This window comes from Chryseobacterium sp. MP_3.2 (assembly GCF_035984805.1).
GTDB lineage: Bacteria > Bacteroidota > Bacteroidia > Flavobacteriales > Weeksellaceae > Kaistella.
The window spans coordinates 517,590-536,316 of the sequence record NZ_JAXCHW010000001.1 but is presented as its reverse complement, the minus strand read 5'-3'; the positions used below and the strand labels follow the sequence as shown (position 1 = coordinate 536,316).

Below are 18,727 nucleotides of genomic sequence, written 5' to 3'. Positions count from 1 at the left end.
AAAAAATCTACAATATCAAAAAACGACAGATTTTTGTTATCGTTAATGGTTAGTAATGTAGCAATTATTTCTTGCAGAAGGCGTCTCTTCCTTATGACTTCCGTCATCCAATTCTTTAATTACCTTTAAGTTTATTAACAATAATTAACAGTTTAGGAAATTCAGCGTCTATTTATTTATCAAACATTCGGTTATATTTAGAAATATTTATTAATAATGTGATATTAATGTTAATAATGTATTGTTTATAGCTATGTAGGATATTTATCATGAATAAAATCTATTTTAAATTATGAAATGTTTTAAGTCTTAATTACCTTTGATCAGTAAAAGAAAGGGTACTTCAACAAGATTATTTAAAAATTAGATACCATGAAAAATTTAGGAATTTTAAAAATCGCAATCCTCGGATTAGGACTTTTGTCTGGAAGTGTTACAGGGCAAAAAATTAGCAGCAACAATGTAAAAACTGTAGTTGCGGGTACTTCTACGCTTCATGATTGGAAAATGACCTCTACTGGAGGTTCTTTTTCTGGTACTTTATCTGGAAATTCTATTCAAGATGTTCGCTACACCATGGCGGGAAAAACATTGAAAAGTGGAAAAGGTGCAATGGATAACAATGCATACAAAGCTTTAGGAACAACTCAATTTCCAAACATCACATTTTCTGCAACCTCAGTCAATATTGGAAAAGGGACCATCACTGGAAAATTAACAGTGACCAAGGTTACGAAAAATGTAACGTTCCCAGTTAACGTAACTAAAAATGGCAACGCGTACACCATTTGGGGAAATACGGCAATCAAGATGTCTGATTACGGCGTAACTCCTCCCTCATTTATGATGAACACAGTAAAAACAGGTGATGCCATTACCATTACTGTTAATGCAGTGACCAACTAGAAACTAGAAAACTTAAATAAAAACAATTTAAAAATTATAATATGAAAACTTTAGTAATTAGAGCATCAATGCTCACCGTTTTGGTTGCTGGACTCAACTTTGTTGGAGCGCAGGAGACTACCACCTCTATGAGAGATTACCTGGCTCCAGAAAAATCCACAAGAAATGTATTTGAAGATCCAAAAGGAGTTTCTCCTGAATATGATGGAGTTAAAGTAAGTGTTGGAGGTGACTTCGCTTTACAATTTCAATCTTTAGATCACGAAACTAAAGCTCCATCCTTAGGAAACGTTGGTACTACAACTACACCAAATACGTTGCAGGTGATGGGGTCAGATTTTAACTTACCAACTGCAAACTTGGATGTAAATGCCTATTTAGCAAAAGGCGTAAAAATGCACTTGAGAACGTACCTTTCTACTCGTCACCATAACGAAGCTTGGGTAAAAGGAGGTTATATTCAGGTGGATGATTTAGATTTCATTAAAGAAGGATTCGGTTCAAATATTATGAAATATGCCAGAGTGAAACTCGGGAAAGACGAAATAAACTATGGCGATAGTCACTTTAGAAGAACTGATAACGCAGAAGCAATTAATAATCCATTTGTCGGGAATTATATTATGGACAATTTCAGCACAGAAACTTTTGGTGAAGCTTATGGCTTCTACAAAAACTTTATCGGAATGGTCGGAATATCCAATGGAAAATTAAACGAAACTGCGGTAAAAGGAACCAATTGGAATTCGCCTTCTGTTTATGCAAAAGTGGGATTTGATAAACAAATCAATACTGATTTAAGAGTAAGATTAACTGGATCTTTCATCCAAACAAATGGTTTAAGCACTGGTGGATATTTATACAATTCAGATCGAGCAGGAAGTAGATATTATTACACGCTTTTAACTCAAAATGATGCAATGGGAACTAATAATTATGCAACGGGCAGATTTAATCCTGGCTTCAAAAAAATGAAAGCCTTCCAAGTGAATCCATTCATCAAATACCAAGGTTTAGAATTCTTCGGAGTGTATGAGCACGTATCTGGAAACAAAGCGAGTGGTTTAACTGAAAGAGCTACAGATGGTGATTACACTCAATTAGGTGCAGAATTATTGTACAGATTTGGCGGGAAAGAACAGTTTTACTTTGGTGGAAGATATAACAGTGTTACTGGTAATGATGATGAAGTAACAGATGAAAGAAAAATTGAAAGATTCAATCTTGGTGGTGGTTGGTTTATGACCAAAAATATTGTAGCCAAAGTAGAATATGTTTCTCAAAAATACAATGACAATCCAGTTTGGGGTGCTACAAGTGCACTTAGAGGTGGACAGTTTAACGGACTGATGTTTGAAGCAGCCATAGGATTCTAATTTTTTAAATATCCGGGAAAAGGGAATTACGTATAATTCCTTTTTCCTTTTTATACCATGAAAACTAAATTACACATACTATTACTGCTCCTGCTTTCTACTTTTACTTTCGCACAGAAAAATGGGTTAGAAATTAATGGTTGGACAAACGTTAATACCTTTAAATGCAGCAATGCAAAGTTTCCAACTTCAGGCTCAGTCTACACTTTTGTAGGCAAACAGTTGCCGAATTTAGTTTTTAAATTAAATGATTTTGATTGTAGAAATAGAATGATGACTTCGGACTTCAGAAAAATTTTGAAAGCTGAACAGTTTCCAGATTTTACCATTAGATTTTTAGAGTTTACTAAATCATCTGGCAATAAATTTCAAGCCATAGTAGAAGTGAAAATGATGACCGTATCTAAAAAATATCCTGTAGAATTTACTTCTTATAATAATAGCTTAGTGGGCAATAAGAGATTAAGATTCTCTGATTTTAACATCATACCGCCGAAAAAAATGGGTGGAATGGTTTACGTGAAAGATGAGCTGGATCTTGTGTTCAGTTTAGCCAACAAATAGCTATTGATTTTTTCGTGTTTAGTTTTTTTTAAACTTCCTCCGTGGGCAAGTTTTACAAAATCTTCGAAAAAGATTGATCAGAAATTTCTAATCGTAATGCTGAAAAATTCCGAAATCTGTTGCCGTCCAAAATGCTGCTTTTTGCCCTGCTTCTTTTAACCCGCGATTGGTCCAAGTATTACAAGTGTCCAAAAAGTTGTAGCTGCCTTTCGCGTCATAGAATGCGTCATTGTCTCCATAAATAGCATCAGTTTTAATGAGCATTACTTTTCCGGAAGAATCGTAATCAAATTTATCTTCCACAAAGGCGATTAAGTCTAAATATTGCGCTTGCGTTAATTCTATTTTTTTACAATCTTCACTTACCGTCATGGTCTTATAAAAAGTACAGTGCATTGCAGATTCTCCCAGCCAAAACGCAGCTTTAAAAGCGGTTGAGAATTTCAGTTCTGCCCACGTTGGCGTGTCCAGATAGAAACCTTTGTCGCCCCAACCGATGGACAAGTATTTATAATCAGAGCTTTTCGAAAGGGTATTTTCAAAGAGAATTTTCTTACTCCAGTCCATTTCGGCAGATTTAATAGGCATTACGATATCTGTATGGACGCCATTTGTTAAAATGTAAGCCGTGATGGTTTTGGGTTCAGTTACTTTTTCCGCCGATACGGGAATATAAGGAATCAATAAAACACCTAAAAGATAAATTGCGATGATGCCCACTAGAATTCCAAGTCCTTTAAGTGCAGTAATAATGATTTTCTTCATTTTTCAAAAATAGCAAAATTTACAGGAGAATAGGAAATACTTTTTAACGCTTCGAAAAATTACGGGTTCAAAAACTCGATATTTCGTTTAAGACCTGCAAATTTGGTTCGCTTAACGGGTGATTTTCTAAATATTTCAGAAAATAGTTCCTGAGTCAATTCCTTCCATTCTTTTTTTTCAAAGTCTTTCAGATAATTTTTAGGTTTGAATCTTTCTTCTTGATGAGGTTTCGAAAAACGATTCCAGGGACAAACATCCTGACAAATGTCGCACCCGAAAATCCAATCGTCCATTTTGCCTTTAAAATGTTCTGGAATATCATTTTTAAGTTCTATGGTCGCATAAGAAATACATTTACTGCCATCGATAATTTTGTCATTGATGATGGCATCTGTCGGACAGGAATCAATGCATTTTCTGCAAGTTCCGCAATGATCAGTGGTTGCGTGATCGGTCATCAATTCTAGATCACAAATAATTTCTGCCAAAAAATAAAAAGATCCGTTTTGTTTCGTGATCAGATTCGCATTTTTTCCTACCCAGCCAATTCCGGATTTTCTGGCCCAACTTCTTTCCAAAATCGGCGCAGAATCCGTGAAAACCCTACATTCAAAATCTCCAATTTCTTCTTTCAACTCCGCAATCATTTCTTTCATGATTTCTTTGATGACCTCATGATAATCTTGACCATAAGCATATTTAGAAATTTTAAAGCGATCAATAGTTTGGATTTCCTTTTGCGGAAAATAATTATAAGAAAGTGAGATTACGGACTTTGCTCCATCTACAAGAAGAGTGGGATTAAGGCGTTTATCAAAATGATTTTCCATATAAGACATTTCCCCGTGATATCCGCTCTGCAACCAGTTTTCTAAAGGTTTCGCATCTTCTTCCAAAAATTCTGCTGCAGAAATTCCACAATTTTGAAAACCAAATTTCTTGGCTTTCTTTTTAATGAGAAACGCGTATTTTTCGGAATTTGAATTCATTTTGATGGTGCAAAATTAACAATAATTCTTACATTTGTTTAGATAAAGAGAGCAGTTAGATATTTAGTAGCGTAATGCTCCACTTTCTAATTTGCGAGCAATAAAAATAATCTTAAAATATAAATTTATGTCATTAGTTGAAGTATTACAGTCTGATAACTACCATTTAATAGACGTTCGTGAACCTATGGAATTAGAAATGGATGGCCATTTAGAAGAGGCGCAGAATATTCCCCTCGGTGAATTAGAAGATCGAAAACAAGAAGTTGTTAATTTGGGCGGAAAAATTGTTTTTTTCTGTAGGAGCGGAAATAGAAGCGGTAAAGCGGTGGATTATTTTAAATCTCAAGGGATGACAGATGTTTACAATGGTGGTGGTTTTGAAGAAATGAAAAAAGCACTAGAATCACATTAAGTCAATTATGGATTAATACAAAAAAGTCAAATTAATTTTTGACTTTTTTTTGTGCCAAATCGTCAATTTGCTATGTCCTATAATTTTTGCTACCGCTTAAATTAAATACGTGTTTAATTAATTACTATTATTAAGTATGGGAATATCAGTTACTTAGTGAGTTTATTGACTTTTGTCAGTTTACTTTTTCCAAACTTGGCACGATTTTGACAAGTAACCTCTTCGTAAAATTAAAAAAAATTAGAATTATGAATTTAATTAAAAAATCAGTCCTTGGTTTAGGATTAATGACAGTAGGATTAGTAAGTGCACAGAATTCTGACATGAAAAACATGATCAAAATCGGTGCAAATGTAGGATTAGCTGTACCAGCTGAAAACGCTTCTGCAGTAGCAGGTATAGACGTTTCTTACCAGAATTTAGTTACGCCAGGATTTGGATTAGGGATTGCAACAGGATACAGCCATTTTTTCGGAAGAGAAAATAACGGAATTGATAACAATGATTTTGGAGTAGTTCCAGTAGCTGCTTTAATTAGAATCTACCCGAAACAAACAGGTTTCTATTTAGGAACTGATCTTGGATACGGATTTATCGTAGGTGATGATAAAGTTGCTTCTAATGATCCTACAAATAAGGAAAGACCAGATGGTGGATTTTACATCAAACCAGAAGTTGGATACCATAACAAAGATTGGAACTTCGCAGTTCAGTATCAGAAAACCTTCACGGGTGACAAAGGAGAAATCGGAACGCAGAAATATAGCGCCGGAGCAATCGGAGTTGGTGTAGGATACAATATTCCTTTAGGAAAATAATCTTCAGCAAATATCAAATTTTCATATTAACCTTCTTACTTTTTGTAAGAAGGTTTTTTTATTTTTCCCCGCTTTTTTAAAAACAATTATTATCTTTGGTTGATAACATACCAAACCATGGAGGATAAGAATAATTTTCAACTTTTTTTACCAGCACTGGAGGCTGAGACGAATAACGGAATTTCGCTCATCGCAGCTGATATTCGTGGTGATGTCACCTATCTTGCACATTATGTGACAGAAAGTAAAAAAGTGCTTTCCAGAAATCACCATACCTATAATACTGCCGATTATAGAAATGTCTCAGATATGGTCATGCAGTTTATGCAAGACTATTCTTGTAGAGGTGCCTCTAAAATTGGAATTGCAGTTCCGGGACCTGTAATTGGTGGAAAAAGTGCGCCGCAGAGACTTTCTTGGACATTAGATACTGAAGAAATTAAAGCTACTACTGGAATTAATAAGGTCTATTTGATTAATGATTTAGAAGCTTCCGCATACGGCTTGGGCGTTAATGATGAGCATAATTTTCTTCCTATTCATAAATCGGGTGATTTCTCCGCCGGAAACGTGGCGCTTTTAGCTCCAGGTGACGGTTTGGGAGAAGCTGGTTTGTTTTGGGACGGAAAATGTTTAAGACCTTTTGCCACAGAAGGTGGTCATTGTGAGTTCTCTCCCAGAACTTCAGATGAGGTAGAGTTTTACCAATTTCTTCAAAAAATTTACGGCATCGTAAGTTGGGAATCAGTTCTTTCTAAGTCTGGTTTATTTAATATCTACCGCTTTTTAAGAGACGTAAAACAGCAAAAACAACCGGATTGGTTAACTCAGGAAATTGAAGCGGGAAATTTCACGCAGGCAATTATCGACGGCGCTTTGGAAAACAGAGATCGTATTTGCACCATGACTCTTGATACTTTTATTATATTTCTTGCGAGAGAAGCAAACAGTTTGGTTTTAAAATTGAAAGCGACTGGCGGTTTGTATCTGAGTGGCGATATTCCAATGATGCTGGAGAAATTCCTCAACAATAATAAATTCTACAAAAATTTTATTGTGAGTGATCGTATGGAAAGTGTGTTAAAAGATATTCCAATCTATTTGGTAAAAGATAAAAATACAATCATCAATGGAGCAGCAATTTATGCCGCTTTCACCGAAGAATAATTCGTTAAATAAGTCATTAAAAGAACTTCGGCATTAGGTCGGAGTTTTTTTTATGTTGAGATTTTCAATCATCATTAGAGAAGTTTGTTATCATAAATCAATTGACATTTCCATTTTTAAAAGTATTTTTGTCCTCAGATTATAATAAATAAAAATGAAGAAAGTAGCATTATTAGCACTGTTGGTTGGAAATTTCGCTTTTGGGCAATCCAAAAAAGTGGTAGCATCAGAAGTAAATTGGTGGGGATATAAAATTGCAAAGACAGAAGCATCTTCTCATAATGGAAATATCGACCTAAAATCAGGAAACATCATAATGAAAGGAAACCAAGTAGTTGGTGGAACTTTTTTGATGGATATGACTTCTCTAAATGCCACGGATGTTTCAGGTGGAACACAAACAAAACTTAATAATCACTTGAAAAATGGCGACTTTTTTGAAGTTGAAAAATTCCCCATGGCTTCTTACACGATAACATCTGTAAAGAAAAATTCAGATAAAATTTACAATTACATGGTAAATGGAAATTTAACCGTGAAAGGAAGAACTAATCCGGTTTCATTTCCTGCGAAAATTTCTTACAGTAAAGGAGTAGTAAGTTTAGTTTCTAATAAATTTTCTTTTGACAGACAGAAATTTGATGTCGCTTATGAATCTGCAACGCAAGATGTTTTCATCAAAGACGATATCGATATGTTGGTAAAAGTAACCGCAAAATAGTACTGAAATAGTGAGATTAAAAGAGCAGTTTCATCTGCTCTTTTTTTATTTTTGCTCTGTTGAAATTATTGAAGATACAAACTGCATCATAATCATTCCCAATAAAAATGAAGATTTACGTAATAAGTGGACTTGGCGCCGATTTTAAAGTTTTGGAAAGAATAAAGTTTCCCAAGAGTTTAGAAGTCGTTTTTATTGATTGGCTTATTCCAGAAAGAGATGAGAAATTCCATCATTATGTAATTAGAATGGCAGAAATTATCGATGATTCCGTTCCTTTTGCCTTATTAGGATATTCCTTTGGAGGCATCATCGTGCAAGAAATAGATAAAATAAAACCTGCAGAAAAAGTAATTATTTTAGGTTGCATTAAATCCCACAAAGAAAAATCTCGCTTTATCAAATTCGGAGAAGTTTCTAAATTGCCACGTTTTCTGCCGCAAGGTTTGTTCAATGTCAATTCCATCCTCATGTATTCCATCGCGCGGAAAATCGTAGATCCCAAGAATCCAAAACTGATGGATTATCTTCGCGTACGCGATTCTTACTATTTAAAGTGGGGCATTGAAAAAGTCTCTGCTTGGAAATTTGAAGAAAATCCAAAAGTCATTCAAGTTCTAGGGAACAGAGATATTGTGTTTCCCGTAAAATATTCAAAACCAGATTATATTATCGATGGTGGCACGCATCTTTTTCCGGCAACAAAGCACCGAGAAGTTTCTAAAATTCTTGAGGAAATCTTCAGCAAATAATTCCTATAATTCCATCTATTTCGATCCGTGTTTTCCTTTCTGTTTTCTCTCCACAATTAAGAAAATTAAAATTATCTTTGCCCTTCATCATTTCTAGTAGAAAACCTTATTCGTAGTCCTTCAAACATGGAATCAATCAGTATTTTTGAAATTATTAAAGTGGGAATTGGACCCTCAAGTTCTCACACCATGGGACCTTGGAACGCCGCCGAAAATTTCTTGAACCAAATCAAAAAAATCCATCCTTTATCAGAAGTAAAGGAAGTTTTTGTGGAATTTTTTGGCTCTCTGGCTAAAACCGGAATTGGCCATGGAACTGACATTGCAGGGATGCTTGGACTTTCGGGAGAAAATTTTAAACTCATCAATACCGCTAAAATTGATGAGAAAATTGCCGGGATTAAAGCGTCAAACCAAATCAATTTGGGTGGCGAAAATTTAATTCCCTTTGTTTACGGAAAACACTTAATCTTAAATAAAAGCAAATCCCTCGATTTTCATCCAAATGGAATGATTTTTCGCGCAGTTTTTAAAAACGAAGAAGAACTCACGCAGGATTATTATTCTGTTGGCGGTGGTTTTATTGCAACGCAAGAGCAAAGTTCTTTTGAAAATGAATGTGTGCGAACTTTATACCCTTGTCATTCTGGTGCCGATGTTTTTAAAAATATTGCAAAAACCAAAGTGGAGCGCGTTTCAGACCTTGTTTACCTTAATGAAGAATCTTGGCGAACCAAAGAAGAAACAGAAAAAGAAGCACTCTATATTTGGGATCAAATTGTAGAATGTATTTACAAAGGCGTAAATAAAGAAGGAATTCTTCCCGGAGGTTTAAATGTAACGCGTCGCGCTGCAGGATTAAATCGAAAATTACTCGGGGATAAGATTTACAAAAATAAAGCAGAATGGCTGCAAATGGTCATCGATACAGATGAATCCTTTACAAACATCAATAAGTGGGTTTCTTGTTTTGCCTTGGCTGTAAACGAAGAAAATGCAAGTTTTGGCAGAATAATTACTGCGCCTACAAACGGTGCAAGTGGCGTAATTCCTGCCGTTTTAATGTATGCAAAAGCTTTTACGGAATATTGTTCAGATGAAGATATAATCCGCTTTATTTTAGTCGCGGGAGAAATTGGAACTTTATTCAAGAAAAACGCGACCATTTCCGCCGCAATGGGTGGTTGTCAAGCTGAAGTAGGAGTTTCCTCGGCGATGGCTGCAGCAGGATTGACAGAAATTATGGGTGGAAGTCCGGGACAAGTTTTAATGGCGGCAGAAATTGCCATGGAACATCATTTGGGTCTGACGTGTGATCCCATTGCGGGACTCGTTCAAATTCCCTGCATCGAGCGCAATTCTATGGGTGCTATGAAAGCCATTACAGCCGCTAATATTGCCATCGAATCTGATCCAGCAAAGGCCAAAGTTTCTTTGGACCAGGTGATTCAATCCATGTGGGAAACCGCGCAAAGCATGAGCGAAAGATTTAAAGAAACCTCAGAAGGTGGTTTAGCAATTGCCGTGAATGTGGCGGAATGCTAATATTTTAAAATTTTTTTGGAGCAGGTAGATTTTAGATTTTTCGAAGACTCATCCAGCTGTCCACTCTATCTTTTTTGTTATGGCGAATAAAGTGGTTTGTTCATTTGAAAATTTCGTCACCGCCATAACAAAAAAGGATGCTGTTTCCATCTGGGCTAGAAAGTTAATCTATTTTGATAAAGAAAATTCAAAAGAAGTTCGCCCTCATTTTAGTAAAAGTATAATCATTTAAAAAAAACTCAAAATGAAACCCGAAACGCTTTTCCTAATCTTAAATAAATTAGCAACTGCTGTTTGGATTTTAATGATTTTTGCACCGAAATGGAAAGTTACTCAAGCGATCATTAACAAATTTATAGTCGTAATTGTTCTCGGAATTGCTTACACCTTTATTGTGGTAACCACTTTTGGTAAGATTAATTTTATGGATTTCGCGTCTTTGAATGGAATTATGAAACTCTTACATTCCAGCGATGAATGGGGAACAAACGCATTTTGGTTTCACTTTCTGGCTTTTGATCTTTTCGTGGGAACCTGGATTTTGAAGGATTCCCAAAAAAATTCAATTCCACATTTGCTTGTAATTCCGAGTTTGATCTTTACTTTTATGCTCGGACCTTTCGGTTTTGTTTTCTACCAGATTTTAAAATTTATTCATGCAAAATTTTTCAAATCAAAAGTGGAAAAAGCGTAAAATTATTCCTATCTCAGAAAAAATTACTTTTCTAAAATGCCTCTGATTTTGTTCGCATTTAGGATTAAGTCTTCCAGCAGGTCGTAGTTTTCTTTCTCCAAGGCAGATTTGAATTTTCTCAATTGCGAAATATGCTCGTTCAACACATCCAAAACGTTTTCGCGGTTTTCTTTAAAAATTGGAACCCACATTTCTGGGTGAGATTTTGCCAAACGAACGGTGCTGCCAAAACCAGAACTCGCCAATTGAAAGATGGTATTTTCTTCTTTTTCCCGCTCTAAAACAGTATTAGCAAGAGCATACGAAGTAATATGGGAAATATGGGAAATGTAAGCGGTGTGAATATCATGATCTTCTGCAGACATTTCTATAAGATGCATACCGAGATTTTCTATCACTTTTTCTACAACTTCTACCGCATCTTTTGCAGAATTATTTCGATCGCAAATTACTGCAGCACGACCAGAAAAACTTTCGAGCAAAGCTGATTTTGGACCAGAATTTTCCGTTCCCCACATCGGGTGAAACGCGACAAAACGCTTTCTATTTAAATGATTTTCTACAGAATTTACAATGCCAAATTTGGTACTTCCCACATCAAAAACAGTTTGATGTTCCTTAACTAAATCCAAAACCTTTGGTAAAACCTTTGAAGAAGCATCTACCGGAATGGCCAAAATAACAAGGTCTGATTGTGAAACAGCAGCTTCTAAAGTCGAAATCTCATCAATAATTCCGAGTGATTTTGCCTCTGCCAAATGATTTTCACTATGATCAACACCAAAAATGAAGGAAGCGAATCCTGTATTTTTTAATTTTAAAGCTATAGAACCGCCGATTAAACCGACCCCAATCAGAGTAATTTTCATTGTAAATATTTTGAGAAATTCAGAAGTAAAAGGAAGAACTACAATTTTGTAAGCGTGTGAAAAACGGCATTGTCTTCACATTTATCAAATGTAATTTCGTAACGTGGATTTTCATCCGGATAACTGATGAGATAACCAGGACAATCCTTTTTTTGGGCGTTGCTTTTTTCAAAATCTACTTTTCCTTCCGTAATAATGCTGTCGCGTAAAAATTTCTCGTCAATCTTATAATCCTTCATAGCATCAGAAAAGGCGGCGTCATAAACCATATCTTTAGATAATGTTTCTGCAATAACGCGGGAATTAGGCAAATAACCGGAGCAACTTGCGCCCTTTTTATTAAGGATAAAAAATACGAGAAGTAGGCCAGGAATCAGACCGATTAAAAAGAATTTGAGCTTTCTCATTTAAAAAATTAGAAGATTGATATCGTGGTAAGTTAAATCAAAACGATCACAAACCGATTTTTTAGTGTGGCGACCTTTGTACATATACAAAGATTGTTTCATTTCATTTTTACGGATGAGCATGTTTTCAAAACCACCTTCTTCATCGTAATTCAGAAGATAACTCAGGAAGAAATTAGAAATGGCTTTCGTGGTCGTTCTCGGCATTTTGGAAGTTAGATTCGGCAAACCGCAATGGATCACGTCATGTTTTACCACATAAGGATTATCCATGCAGGTTAATTCTGAAGTCTCAATAACTTTTCCGTTATCAATGGTTACGTCAATGATGACACTTCCTTTCTTCATTTTCCTCACCATATCTTCGGTGATAATTGGCGCTAAACTTGGTTTAGAAAGTGCACCGATAACCACATCGGCGCGTCTCAAACTTTTTGCCAATTCTTTCGGATCTATGATGGAAGTTGGAACTCTACCGTCAATAATCATGTGCAGTCTTCTCAATTTAGACAATGAATTGTCGAAAACTTTTACATTTGCTCCTAACCCTAAAGCCGCTTTCGTCGCGAATTCTCCTACAATTCCTGCTCCTAAAACTACAACTTCGGAAGGTCGAACTCCCGTGATTCCGCCCAACATTAAACCATTGGAAAGGGCTAAAAGTTCTGCTGCATATAAAACGGAAATATTTCCGGCAATTTCCCCAATCAATCGTACTAATGAAAGTTGTTTATATTCATCTAAGATAAATTCAAAAGCGATGGCATTAATTTTCTTTTCAGAAAGTTTAATAAAATATTCTCGATCTCTTAAATTGATTTGAAGGGCTGAAACCAAATAGGTATTGGGTTTTAAATACTCGATTTCATCCGTGGTTGGTGGATTTATTTTCAAGACTAAATCCTGGGCATAAACCTCCCGAATATCCGTGGATATTTTCGCTCCTGATTCAGAATATTGCAAATCTGTATAGAAAGAACCTTCACCCGCACCAGCTTCTATGGTAATTTGATGGCCGTTTGCGATTAAGACTTGCACAGCATCTGGGGTGATGCACGTTCGGCGTTCATTTAAACAGGTTTCTTTCGGAACTCCGATGCTGTATTGTTTGCCTCTTTTTATAATCTCCAGTTTTTCTTCCTGCGGAATTAAATCCTTTTCGGTAAATGGAGTAAAAATATTGGTACTGCTCATTATTATAAATTTCCTTTAAAAAAAGGATCAAAGATTAGATGCTATTTTGAAGCGCAAAGATACAATCATTTAAGAATTAACGCGGATTATTTAGCGGAAATCCACGATTCTCTCGGTTTGATTATTCTCTATTTTAATTTCGTGGTGTGGAAAATCGCTCAGTTCTTCCTCATAAATTTCTGGCCATTCAATGATGCATAAATGGGAATGGTCTAAATATTCTTCCATCCCGATATCATGGACTTCCTGGATGTTTTTTAGACGGTATAAATCAAAATGAAAGACAATTCCTTTTTCCGTGTGGTATTCATTCACGATGGAATAAGTTGGAGAGGATACTTCATCTGACGTGCCTAATCTTTTTAAAAGAAACTGCGTAAAAGTGGTCTTACCCGCGCCAAGATTTCCTTTCAATAATAGAATAGGATGGACCAGTTTCGGTAAAATTTCTGCAACCACCTGATTCCAGTCTTCAACTTTATTAATTTTAAATGTCATGTTCGTTATTTATAAATTTCAATCTCAATTTCTCCATTTTCAGTAACCGCACCACGATACATTCCCGATGTATTAAAAGGCATGGCAATATTTCCGTTTTTATCCAGTGCGATTAAACCTCCATCTCCGCCTAATTTTTCTATTTCGTCAATGGTTTCTTGGGACGCCGTTTTTATATCTTTATTTTGGTATTCCATTTTCGCGGCGATTGTTCTCGCTGCTGTAGCACGAATGAAATATTCACCCCAACCGGTACAAGAAATTCCTACCAAAGAATCTGCATAAGTTCCTGCGCCGATAATTGGTGCGTCGCCGATTCTGTTCCATTTTTTATTCGTCATACCACCCGTAGAAGTTCCGGCTGCGATATTTCCGTTTTTATCTAAAGCGACGGCTCCAACTGTTCCAAATTTTTGATCTATTTCATAAGATTTCAGAATCTCATTTTTCATATTTTGTCCGATCTTTTTCTCGGTTTCTTTCTTTTTGAGTTTTTGCAAACCGTCCCATCTTTCTATGGTCCAAAAATATTCGGGATTCACCAATTCTAATTTTTGTTCTGCTGCAAACTGTTCTGCACCAAGACCAGAAAGCATGACGTGTGGCGATTTTTCCATGACTGCAATGGCAGCTTTAATAGGATTTTTAATGGTATGAACACCAGAAATGGCACCTGCAGATTTGTCTTTTCCATTCATAATGGAGGCATCGAGATCATTTTTTCCATCCGCTGTAAAAACTGCGCCTTTACCGGCATTGAATAGGGGGGAATCTTCTAAAATTACAATGGAAGCGGCAACTGCTTCAACGGAGGAATTTCCTTTTTTGATTTCGGAATATCCTGCTTTCAAAGCTTCTTTAAGTTTTTGCGTGTAAGCTTTCTCCTTTTCAGGCGTCATGCTTGCTTTGGTGATGGTTCCCGCGCCACCGTGAATGACAAGAACATATTTTTTTTGAGAAAAAATAAGAGTGGAAAAGGATAGAGCGGCGAAAAGGAAAAGTTTTTTCATGATGTCAAATATTAAGGAGTCAAATTTATCGAAAAAAAAATTGGAAAAAGATGTTAGGTGTTGGATGTTTGATGATTGATGATGGTTGTGATGAATTTTTTTGAGGGAATTCAATTCAACATTCAAGGTTTAAAATGGTCTCTGTTCTACGTAAGGGATTGCAGCGGAAAGCCCGGAATGAAAGGTTGTCTGTAAAGACATGCTTGAATGAGGACTTGCAGTGAAAAGCCCGACCCAAGCTGTGGGAAAGTTTTGCAGAATGTTTGTAAGTTTTGGAGAGGGTTACGCCCAAATTTCTCTTCTAATCACAAACCTTTTCCCTATTTTTACGCCATGATTACGAAGCAAACCATCGATAAAATATTTTCTACCATAAGGGTAGAAGAAATTATCGGCGAATATGTGCAACTGAAGCGGGCGGGCTCCAATTTTAAAGGATTAAGTCCATTTCACGATGAAAAAACGGCCAGTTTTGTGGTTTCGCCCAGTAAGCAAATTTGGAAAGATTTCTCTAGTGGAAAGGGCGGTACTGCCATTTCTTTCCTGATGGAAATTGAGAATTTTACTTATCCAGAAGCACTTCGGCATGCTGCGAAAAAATATGGAATTGAAATAGAAGAGGATAAACGTGAACTTACGGAGGAAGAAAAGCAGTCGCAAACCGATAAGGAATTGCTTTATAAAATCCACGAAATTGCCAATGATTTTTTTCAAAATCAGCTTTGGGAAACGGAAGAAGGTCAATCCATCGCTTATTCTTATTTTAAGGAGAGAGAATTGCGGGATGAAGTTATCCGCAAATTTCAGTTGGGTTACTCGCCGGAGCAGAGAAATGGTTTTACAGAATATGCGTTGGAGAAAGGATATTCTAAAGAGATTATTGAAAAATCTGGACTTTCGATTTTTCCAGAAAACGCACCGAATGGAATTGATCGTTTTCGGGAGCGGGTTTTATTTCCCATCCACAGTTTTTCTGGTCGCGTCTTGGGATTTGGTGCGCGAATTTTAAAAAATAATATAAAAACTGCAAAATATCTGAATTCCCCGGAAACGGAAATTTATCATAAATCGCAGGTTTTATATGGTTTAAATCAGAGCAAACAGGCCATTTCCAAAAATAATCTCTGTCTTTTGGTAGAAGGTTATATGGACGTGATTGCGCTGCATCAAAGTGGAATTGAAAATGTAGTTTCCAGCTCTGGAACAGCCCTGACCGTGGAGCAGATTAAATTGATCAAACGCCTCACGGAAAATGTTACCATTCTTTTTGACGGCGACTCTGCGGGAATTAAAGCGAGTTTTAGAAGCATTGATATGTTGCTTTCTGAGTCCATGAATATTAGGATTTTGCTTTTTCCAGATGGTGACGATCCCGATTCTTTTGCGCGAAAACATCCGCAAGATTATGTAGAAAATTTCATCAAAAATGAAGCTCAAGATTTTATCGATTTCAAGGCTGAAATTTTGCTGAAGGAAGCGGGAAGTGATCCCATAAAAAAGGCGGAATCTATTCGCGATATTGTAAAATCGGTGGCTTTTGTTCAGAATGCTTTGAAACAAGAAGTTTATTTGAAGGAAGTTTCTACCAAATTTGGACTTTCTGAACAGTCTTTATTTAATGAACTTAATGTTCAGAAACAACTCCTGCAAAATAGAAATGCTCCGCCACAGCGAACAGAAATAAAAGCGCCCGTAAAACTGGAGAAAGTTGCGGATGTTTTCAGCGCCATCAATCCACTCTTGATGTTAGAGGAAAAATTGGTGGAACTGATGCTAAAGTATGGAGACAGAATTTTGGAGCGCACTGATCTAGAAAACAACACCTATCAGATTACAGTGATAGAAGAGATTATCGGACATTTAGAAGAAGATTCCTGCGAAATACAATCTGTGCTGAATCAAAAAATTATTGACGAAATTAAACAGGGTATTGAAAATAATGAGCTTCGTGCAGGTGCTTTTTTCTTAACTTTAATGGACGAAAACATTTCTGGTAAAATTGCAGATGCTTTGGTAGATGAACATGAAACAAGCAACTGGGAAAAACATCAGATTTTCTTTATGAAAGAGGAGGAAGTGATTCCGAAAATTGTTGAAGACGTAATTTACCGACACAAAAGGGAATATATTATGCAGCTGATTCAAGACATGAAAAAGGATTTAAGCGAATCTTCCAATAATGACGAAACGTATAGAAAAATAATAAATCTGAACCAGTTAAAACATGAAATTGATGCGAAATTATTCCGTGTTCTCTGACACTTTGGCGGATTTTTCTCAGTGGAATATTGTTTGTGTATCTTATAAATAGAAAATAAAAGATTTAAATAGTAAAAAAATTATAATGGATATTAAAAAAGATTTTAGAGACTTCTCTGTGAAGCATTTAGGAAATAGTGGACTCGCGACAGACCAATATATGGGAATGTACGGACCAAACAATTTGACTCCTTATATTATGGAAGAAAGACGTTTGAACGTGGCTCAAATGGACGTATTCTCCCGATTGATGATGGACCGAATTATTTTCTTGGGAACTGGAATTGATGACCAAGTTGCCAATATTGTGACGGCTCAGTTGCTTTTCTTAGAAAGTTCTGATTCTTCTAAGGATATTCAGATTTACATTAACTCTCCAGGAGGTAGTGTTTATGCTGGACTAGGAATTTATGACACGATGCAAATCATCAAACCAGATGTGGCGACAATTTGCACTGGAATCGCAGCGTCTATGGGTGCCGTTCTTTTGGTAGCAGGAGAAAAAGGTAAACGTTCTGCTTTGAAACATTCTCGAGTGATGATTCACCAACCTTCGGGTGGCGCACAAGGAGTTGCTTCTGATATGGAAATTAACTTGAGAGAAATGTTGAAACTGAAAAAAGAATTGTACGATATTATTTCTGAACATTCCGGACAAACTTATGAATGGGTGGAAAAAGCCTCAGACAGAGATTACTGGATGACTTCTTCTGAAGCCAAAGATTACGGCATGGTGGATGAAGTTTTGGAAAGAAAAAAGGATACGAAGGAAAAGTAGATTGTCCAAAGTACGAAGTATGATGTACAAATGCTCTATATTAAAGATGCGCGGAAACAAAGTTTCCGCGCATCTTTTGTTTTGAAATTTTTTTAAAAACTCTAAATCTCAGATCGAAATAATAATTCAACATCAGACATCCATCATCAGACATCCATCATCAGACATCCATCATCATACATCCATCATCATACATCTATCATCATACATTAAACCCCTCAATAATTTTAGAAAAATCTACGATATTAAGTGCAGCTCCACCAATTAAACCGCCATCAATGTCGGGTTTAGAGAAAATTTCTTTCGCGTTTTCGGGTTTTACAGAACCGCCGTATAAAATGGAAATTTCATCCGCAACATCTTTCCCATATTTATCCGCAATTAAATTTCTAATGTGTGCATGAATTTCTTGCGCTTGGTCGGGACTTGCAGTCTCGCCTGTTCCAATGGCCCAAACTGGTTCATAAGCAATCACCACTTTCTTAATTTCTGCCGCAGAAAGGGTAAATAGTGCCACTTCTGTTTGGTTTTTTACGACCTCTAGATGCTTTCCAGATTTTCTTTGCTCCAAAGTTTCTCCATTGCAGTAAATAGGAGTTAAGCCTTTGTCTAAAGCTAATTTGATTTTCCTGTTGCAGTGAGAATCCGTTTCACCGTGATATTGTCGGCGTTCAGAATGACCAATCAATGCGCCAGTTGCACCAATCGATTCCAGCATTCCTGCCGAAATTTCTCCCGTGTATGCGCCACTTCCATGTTCACTCATATCTTGGGAAAAAATTCCAATTTCATTCGCTTTGTATAAATCTTTCGCCATCATTAGATACAGTGCGGGTGGTGCAATGTACACTTCGCAATTCGTAGCATTATTTCTTTTATAGTCAAGCAGTTGAAACATGAATTGCTGTGCTTCAAAAACATTTTTATTCATTTTCCAGTTTCCCGCGACGATATTTTTTCTCATAGTTTTTAGATTTAGATTTATACTTTTTGAAGGTTA

At 36.2% G+C, this 18,727-nt stretch carries 20 protein-coding genes; 12 read left to right on the top strand and 8 right to left on the bottom strand.

Features of this window, described 5'->3' with window-relative positions; translation table 11 throughout:
- Nucleotides 1-372 precede the first annotated feature (372 nt).
- From RCH13_RS02540 to RCH13_RS02530, 3 genes are read left to right on the top strand one after another with little or no spacing between them, the layout of a single operon-like run.
- Nucleotides 373-906, top strand: coding sequence for a YceI family protein (locus RCH13_RS02540; RefSeq protein ID WP_326985634.1), 534 nt, complete (start codon nucleotides 373-375; stop codon nucleotides 904-906).
- A gap of 41 nt (nucleotides 907-947) precedes the next feature.
- The gene (locus tag RCH13_RS02535; protein WP_326985633.1) at nucleotides 948-2,282 is read left to right on the top strand and encodes a hypothetical protein; all 1,335 of its coding nucleotides are present in this window, start codon (nucleotides 948-950) and stop codon (nucleotides 2,280-2,282) included.
- A gap of 57 nt (nucleotides 2,283-2,339) precedes the next feature.
- Complete coding sequence (locus RCH13_RS02530; protein ID WP_326985632.1) at nucleotides 2,340-2,846, top strand: hypothetical protein; 507 nt, start codon at nucleotides 2,340-2,342, stop codon at nucleotides 2,844-2,846.
- A gap of 87 nt (nucleotides 2,847-2,933) precedes the next feature.
- Here the strand turns inward: RCH13_RS02530 and RCH13_RS02525 are convergent, their stop codons facing one another.
- Nucleotides 2,934-3,611 (bottom strand): TIGR02117 family protein, encoded by a 678-nt coding sequence (locus RCH13_RS02525; RefSeq protein WP_326985631.1) that lies wholly within the window; start codon nucleotides 3,609-3,611, stop codon nucleotides 2,934-2,936.
- A 59-nt stretch (nucleotides 3,612-3,670) separates the two neighbouring features.
- On the bottom strand, nucleotides 3,671-4,600 hold the full coding sequence (queG, locus tag RCH13_RS02520) for a tRNA epoxyqueuosine(34) reductase QueG (protein WP_326985630.1): 930 nt from the start codon (nucleotides 4,598-4,600) through the stop codon (nucleotides 3,671-3,673).
- A 127-nt stretch (nucleotides 4,601-4,727) separates the two neighbouring features.
- Here queG and RCH13_RS02515 point away from each other — a divergent pair, with 127 nt between their 5' ends.
- From RCH13_RS02515 to RCH13_RS02485, 7 genes are all read left to right on the top strand, one after another.
- Nucleotides 4,728-5,015 (top strand): rhodanese-like domain-containing protein, encoded by a 288-nt coding sequence (locus RCH13_RS02515; RefSeq protein ID WP_326985629.1) that lies wholly within the window; start codon nucleotides 4,728-4,730, stop codon nucleotides 5,013-5,015.
- A 248-nt stretch (nucleotides 5,016-5,263) separates the two neighbouring features.
- A complete protein-coding gene (locus tag RCH13_RS02510) occupies nucleotides 5,264-5,833 on the top strand; it encodes a hypothetical protein (RefSeq protein WP_326985628.1) in 570 nt (189 codons plus the stop codon).
- A 117-nt stretch (nucleotides 5,834-5,950) separates the two neighbouring features.
- On the top strand, nucleotides 5,951-7,000 hold the full coding sequence (locus tag RCH13_RS02505) for a glucokinase (protein WP_326985627.1): 1,050 nt from the start codon (nucleotides 5,951-5,953) through the stop codon (nucleotides 6,998-7,000).
- A gap of 154 nt (nucleotides 7,001-7,154) precedes the next feature.
- A complete protein-coding gene (locus tag RCH13_RS02500) occupies nucleotides 7,155-7,721 on the top strand; it encodes a YceI family protein (protein WP_326985626.1) in 567 nt (188 codons plus the stop codon).
- A 107-nt stretch (nucleotides 7,722-7,828) separates the two neighbouring features.
- Complete coding sequence (locus RCH13_RS02495; protein ID WP_326985625.1) at nucleotides 7,829-8,473, top strand: alpha/beta hydrolase; 645 nt, start codon at nucleotides 7,829-7,831, stop codon at nucleotides 8,471-8,473.
- Between the two features lie 126 nt (nucleotides 8,474-8,599).
- On the top strand, nucleotides 8,600-10,018 hold the full coding sequence (locus tag RCH13_RS02490) for an L-serine ammonia-lyase (protein WP_326985624.1): 1,419 nt from the start codon (nucleotides 8,600-8,602) through the stop codon (nucleotides 10,016-10,018).
- Nucleotides 10,019-10,262: 244 nt separating this feature from the next.
- Nucleotides 10,263-10,712: an ABA4-like family protein gene (locus tag RCH13_RS02485; RefSeq protein ID WP_326985623.1), complete on the top strand. Its 450-nt coding sequence runs from the start codon at nucleotides 10,263-10,265 to the stop codon at nucleotides 10,710-10,712.
- Between the two features lie 23 nt (nucleotides 10,713-10,735).
- On the opposite strand, the gene RCH13_RS02480 is transcribed toward RCH13_RS02485, so the two are convergent.
- The 5 genes from RCH13_RS02480 to RCH13_RS02460 form a co-directional block, all read right to left on the bottom strand.
- Nucleotides 10,736-11,581 (bottom strand): prephenate dehydrogenase, encoded by an 846-nt coding sequence (locus RCH13_RS02480; protein ID WP_326985622.1) that lies wholly within the window; start codon nucleotides 11,579-11,581, stop codon nucleotides 10,736-10,738.
- A gap of 38 nt (nucleotides 11,582-11,619) precedes the next feature.
- Nucleotides 11,620-11,988 carry a hypothetical protein gene (locus RCH13_RS02475; RefSeq protein WP_326985621.1) on the bottom strand — a complete coding sequence of 123 codons (369 nt, stop codon included), beginning with the start codon at nucleotides 11,986-11,988 and terminating at the stop codon, nucleotides 11,620-11,622.
- The gene (locus RCH13_RS02470; protein ID WP_326985620.1) at nucleotides 11,989-13,182 is read right to left on the bottom strand and encodes an alanine dehydrogenase; all 1,194 of its coding nucleotides are present in this window, start codon (nucleotides 13,180-13,182) and stop codon (nucleotides 11,989-11,991) included.
- Between the two features lie 90 nt (nucleotides 13,183-13,272).
- Nucleotides 13,273-13,680 carry a tRNA (adenosine(37)-N6)-threonylcarbamoyltransferase complex ATPase subunit type 1 TsaE gene (tsaE, locus tag RCH13_RS02465; RefSeq protein ID WP_326985619.1) on the bottom strand — a complete coding sequence of 136 codons (408 nt, stop codon included), beginning with the start codon at nucleotides 13,678-13,680 and terminating at the stop codon, nucleotides 13,273-13,275.
- Nucleotides 13,681-13,685: 5 nt separating this feature from the next.
- Nucleotides 13,686-14,690 (bottom strand): isoaspartyl peptidase/L-asparaginase family protein, encoded by a 1,005-nt coding sequence (locus RCH13_RS02460; RefSeq protein ID WP_326985618.1) that lies wholly within the window; start codon nucleotides 14,688-14,690, stop codon nucleotides 13,686-13,688.
- A 333-nt stretch (nucleotides 14,691-15,023) separates the two neighbouring features.
- Between RCH13_RS02460 and dnaG the strand changes: the two genes are divergently transcribed.
- A complete protein-coding gene (gene dnaG, locus RCH13_RS02455; protein ID WP_326985966.1) occupies nucleotides 15,024-16,949 on the top strand; it encodes a DNA primase in 1,926 nt (641 codons plus the stop codon).
- Between the two features lie 85 nt (nucleotides 16,950-17,034).
- On the top strand, nucleotides 17,035-17,727 hold the full coding sequence (clpP, locus tag RCH13_RS02450) for an ATP-dependent Clp endopeptidase proteolytic subunit ClpP (RefSeq protein ID WP_326985617.1): 693 nt from the start codon (nucleotides 17,035-17,037) through the stop codon (nucleotides 17,725-17,727).
- A 202-nt stretch (nucleotides 17,728-17,929) separates the two neighbouring features.
- Here the strand turns inward: clpP and tpiA are convergent, their stop codons facing one another.
- The gene (tpiA, locus tag RCH13_RS02445; protein WP_326985616.1) at nucleotides 17,930-18,691 is read right to left on the bottom strand and encodes a triose-phosphate isomerase; all 762 of its coding nucleotides are present in this window, start codon (nucleotides 18,689-18,691) and stop codon (nucleotides 17,930-17,932) included.
- Between the last annotated feature and the right edge of the window lie 36 nt (nucleotides 18,692-18,727).

Bases quoted from the DNA above. Each gene is read 5' to 3' on its own strand.
- RCH13_RS02540 (WP_326985634.1), top strand. From the start codon at position 373: ATGAAAAATTTAGGAATTTTAAAAATCGCAATCCTCGGATTAGGACTT.
- RCH13_RS02535 (WP_326985633.1), top strand. From the start codon at position 948: ATGAAAACTTTAGTAATTAGAGCATCAATGCTCACCGTTTTGGTTGCT.
- RCH13_RS02530 (WP_326985632.1), top strand. From the start codon at position 2,340: ATGAAAACTAAATTACACATACTATTACTGCTCCTGCTTTCTACTTTT.
- RCH13_RS02525 (WP_326985631.1), bottom strand. From the start codon at position 3,611: ATGAAGAAAATCATTATTACTGCACTTAAAGGACTTGGAATTCTAGTG.
- queG (WP_326985630.1), bottom strand. From the start codon at position 4,600: ATGAATTCAAATTCCGAAAAATACGCGTTTCTCATTAAAAAGAAAGCC.
- RCH13_RS02515 (WP_326985629.1), top strand. From the start codon at position 4,728: ATGTCATTAGTTGAAGTATTACAGTCTGATAACTACCATTTAATAGAC.
- RCH13_RS02510 (WP_326985628.1), top strand. From the start codon at position 5,264: ATGAATTTAATTAAAAAATCAGTCCTTGGTTTAGGATTAATGACAGTA.
- RCH13_RS02505 (WP_326985627.1), top strand. From the start codon at position 5,951: ATGGAGGATAAGAATAATTTTCAACTTTTTTTACCAGCACTGGAGGCT.
- RCH13_RS02500 (WP_326985626.1), top strand. From the start codon at position 7,155: ATGAAGAAAGTAGCATTATTAGCACTGTTGGTTGGAAATTTCGCTTTT.
- RCH13_RS02495 (WP_326985625.1), top strand. From the start codon at position 7,829: ATGAAGATTTACGTAATAAGTGGACTTGGCGCCGATTTTAAAGTTTTG.
- RCH13_RS02490 (WP_326985624.1), top strand. From the start codon at position 8,600: ATGGAATCAATCAGTATTTTTGAAATTATTAAAGTGGGAATTGGACCC.
- RCH13_RS02485 (WP_326985623.1), top strand. From the start codon at position 10,263: ATGAAACCCGAAACGCTTTTCCTAATCTTAAATAAATTAGCAACTGCT.
- RCH13_RS02480 (WP_326985622.1), bottom strand. From the start codon at position 11,581: ATGAAAATTACTCTGATTGGGGTCGGTTTAATCGGCGGTTCTATAGCT.
- RCH13_RS02475 (WP_326985621.1), bottom strand. From the start codon at position 11,988: ATGAGAAAGCTCAAATTCTTTTTAATCGGTCTGATTCCTGGCCTACTT.
- RCH13_RS02470 (WP_326985620.1), bottom strand. From the start codon at position 13,182: ATGAGCAGTACCAATATTTTTACTCCATTTACCGAAAAGGATTTAATT.
- tsaE (WP_326985619.1), bottom strand. From the start codon at position 13,680: ATGACATTTAAAATTAATAAAGTTGAAGACTGGAATCAGGTGGTTGCA.
- RCH13_RS02460 (WP_326985618.1), bottom strand. From the start codon at position 14,690: ATGAAAAAACTTTTCCTTTTCGCCGCTCTATCCTTTTCCACTCTTATT.
- dnaG (WP_326985966.1), top strand. From the start codon at position 15,024: ATGATTACGAAGCAAACCATCGATAAAATATTTTCTACCATAAGGGTA.
- clpP (WP_326985617.1), top strand. From the start codon at position 17,035: ATGGATATTAAAAAAGATTTTAGAGACTTCTCTGTGAAGCATTTAGGA.
- tpiA (WP_326985616.1), bottom strand. From the start codon at position 18,691: ATGAGAAAAAATATCGTCGCGGGAAACTGGAAAATGAATAAAAATGTT.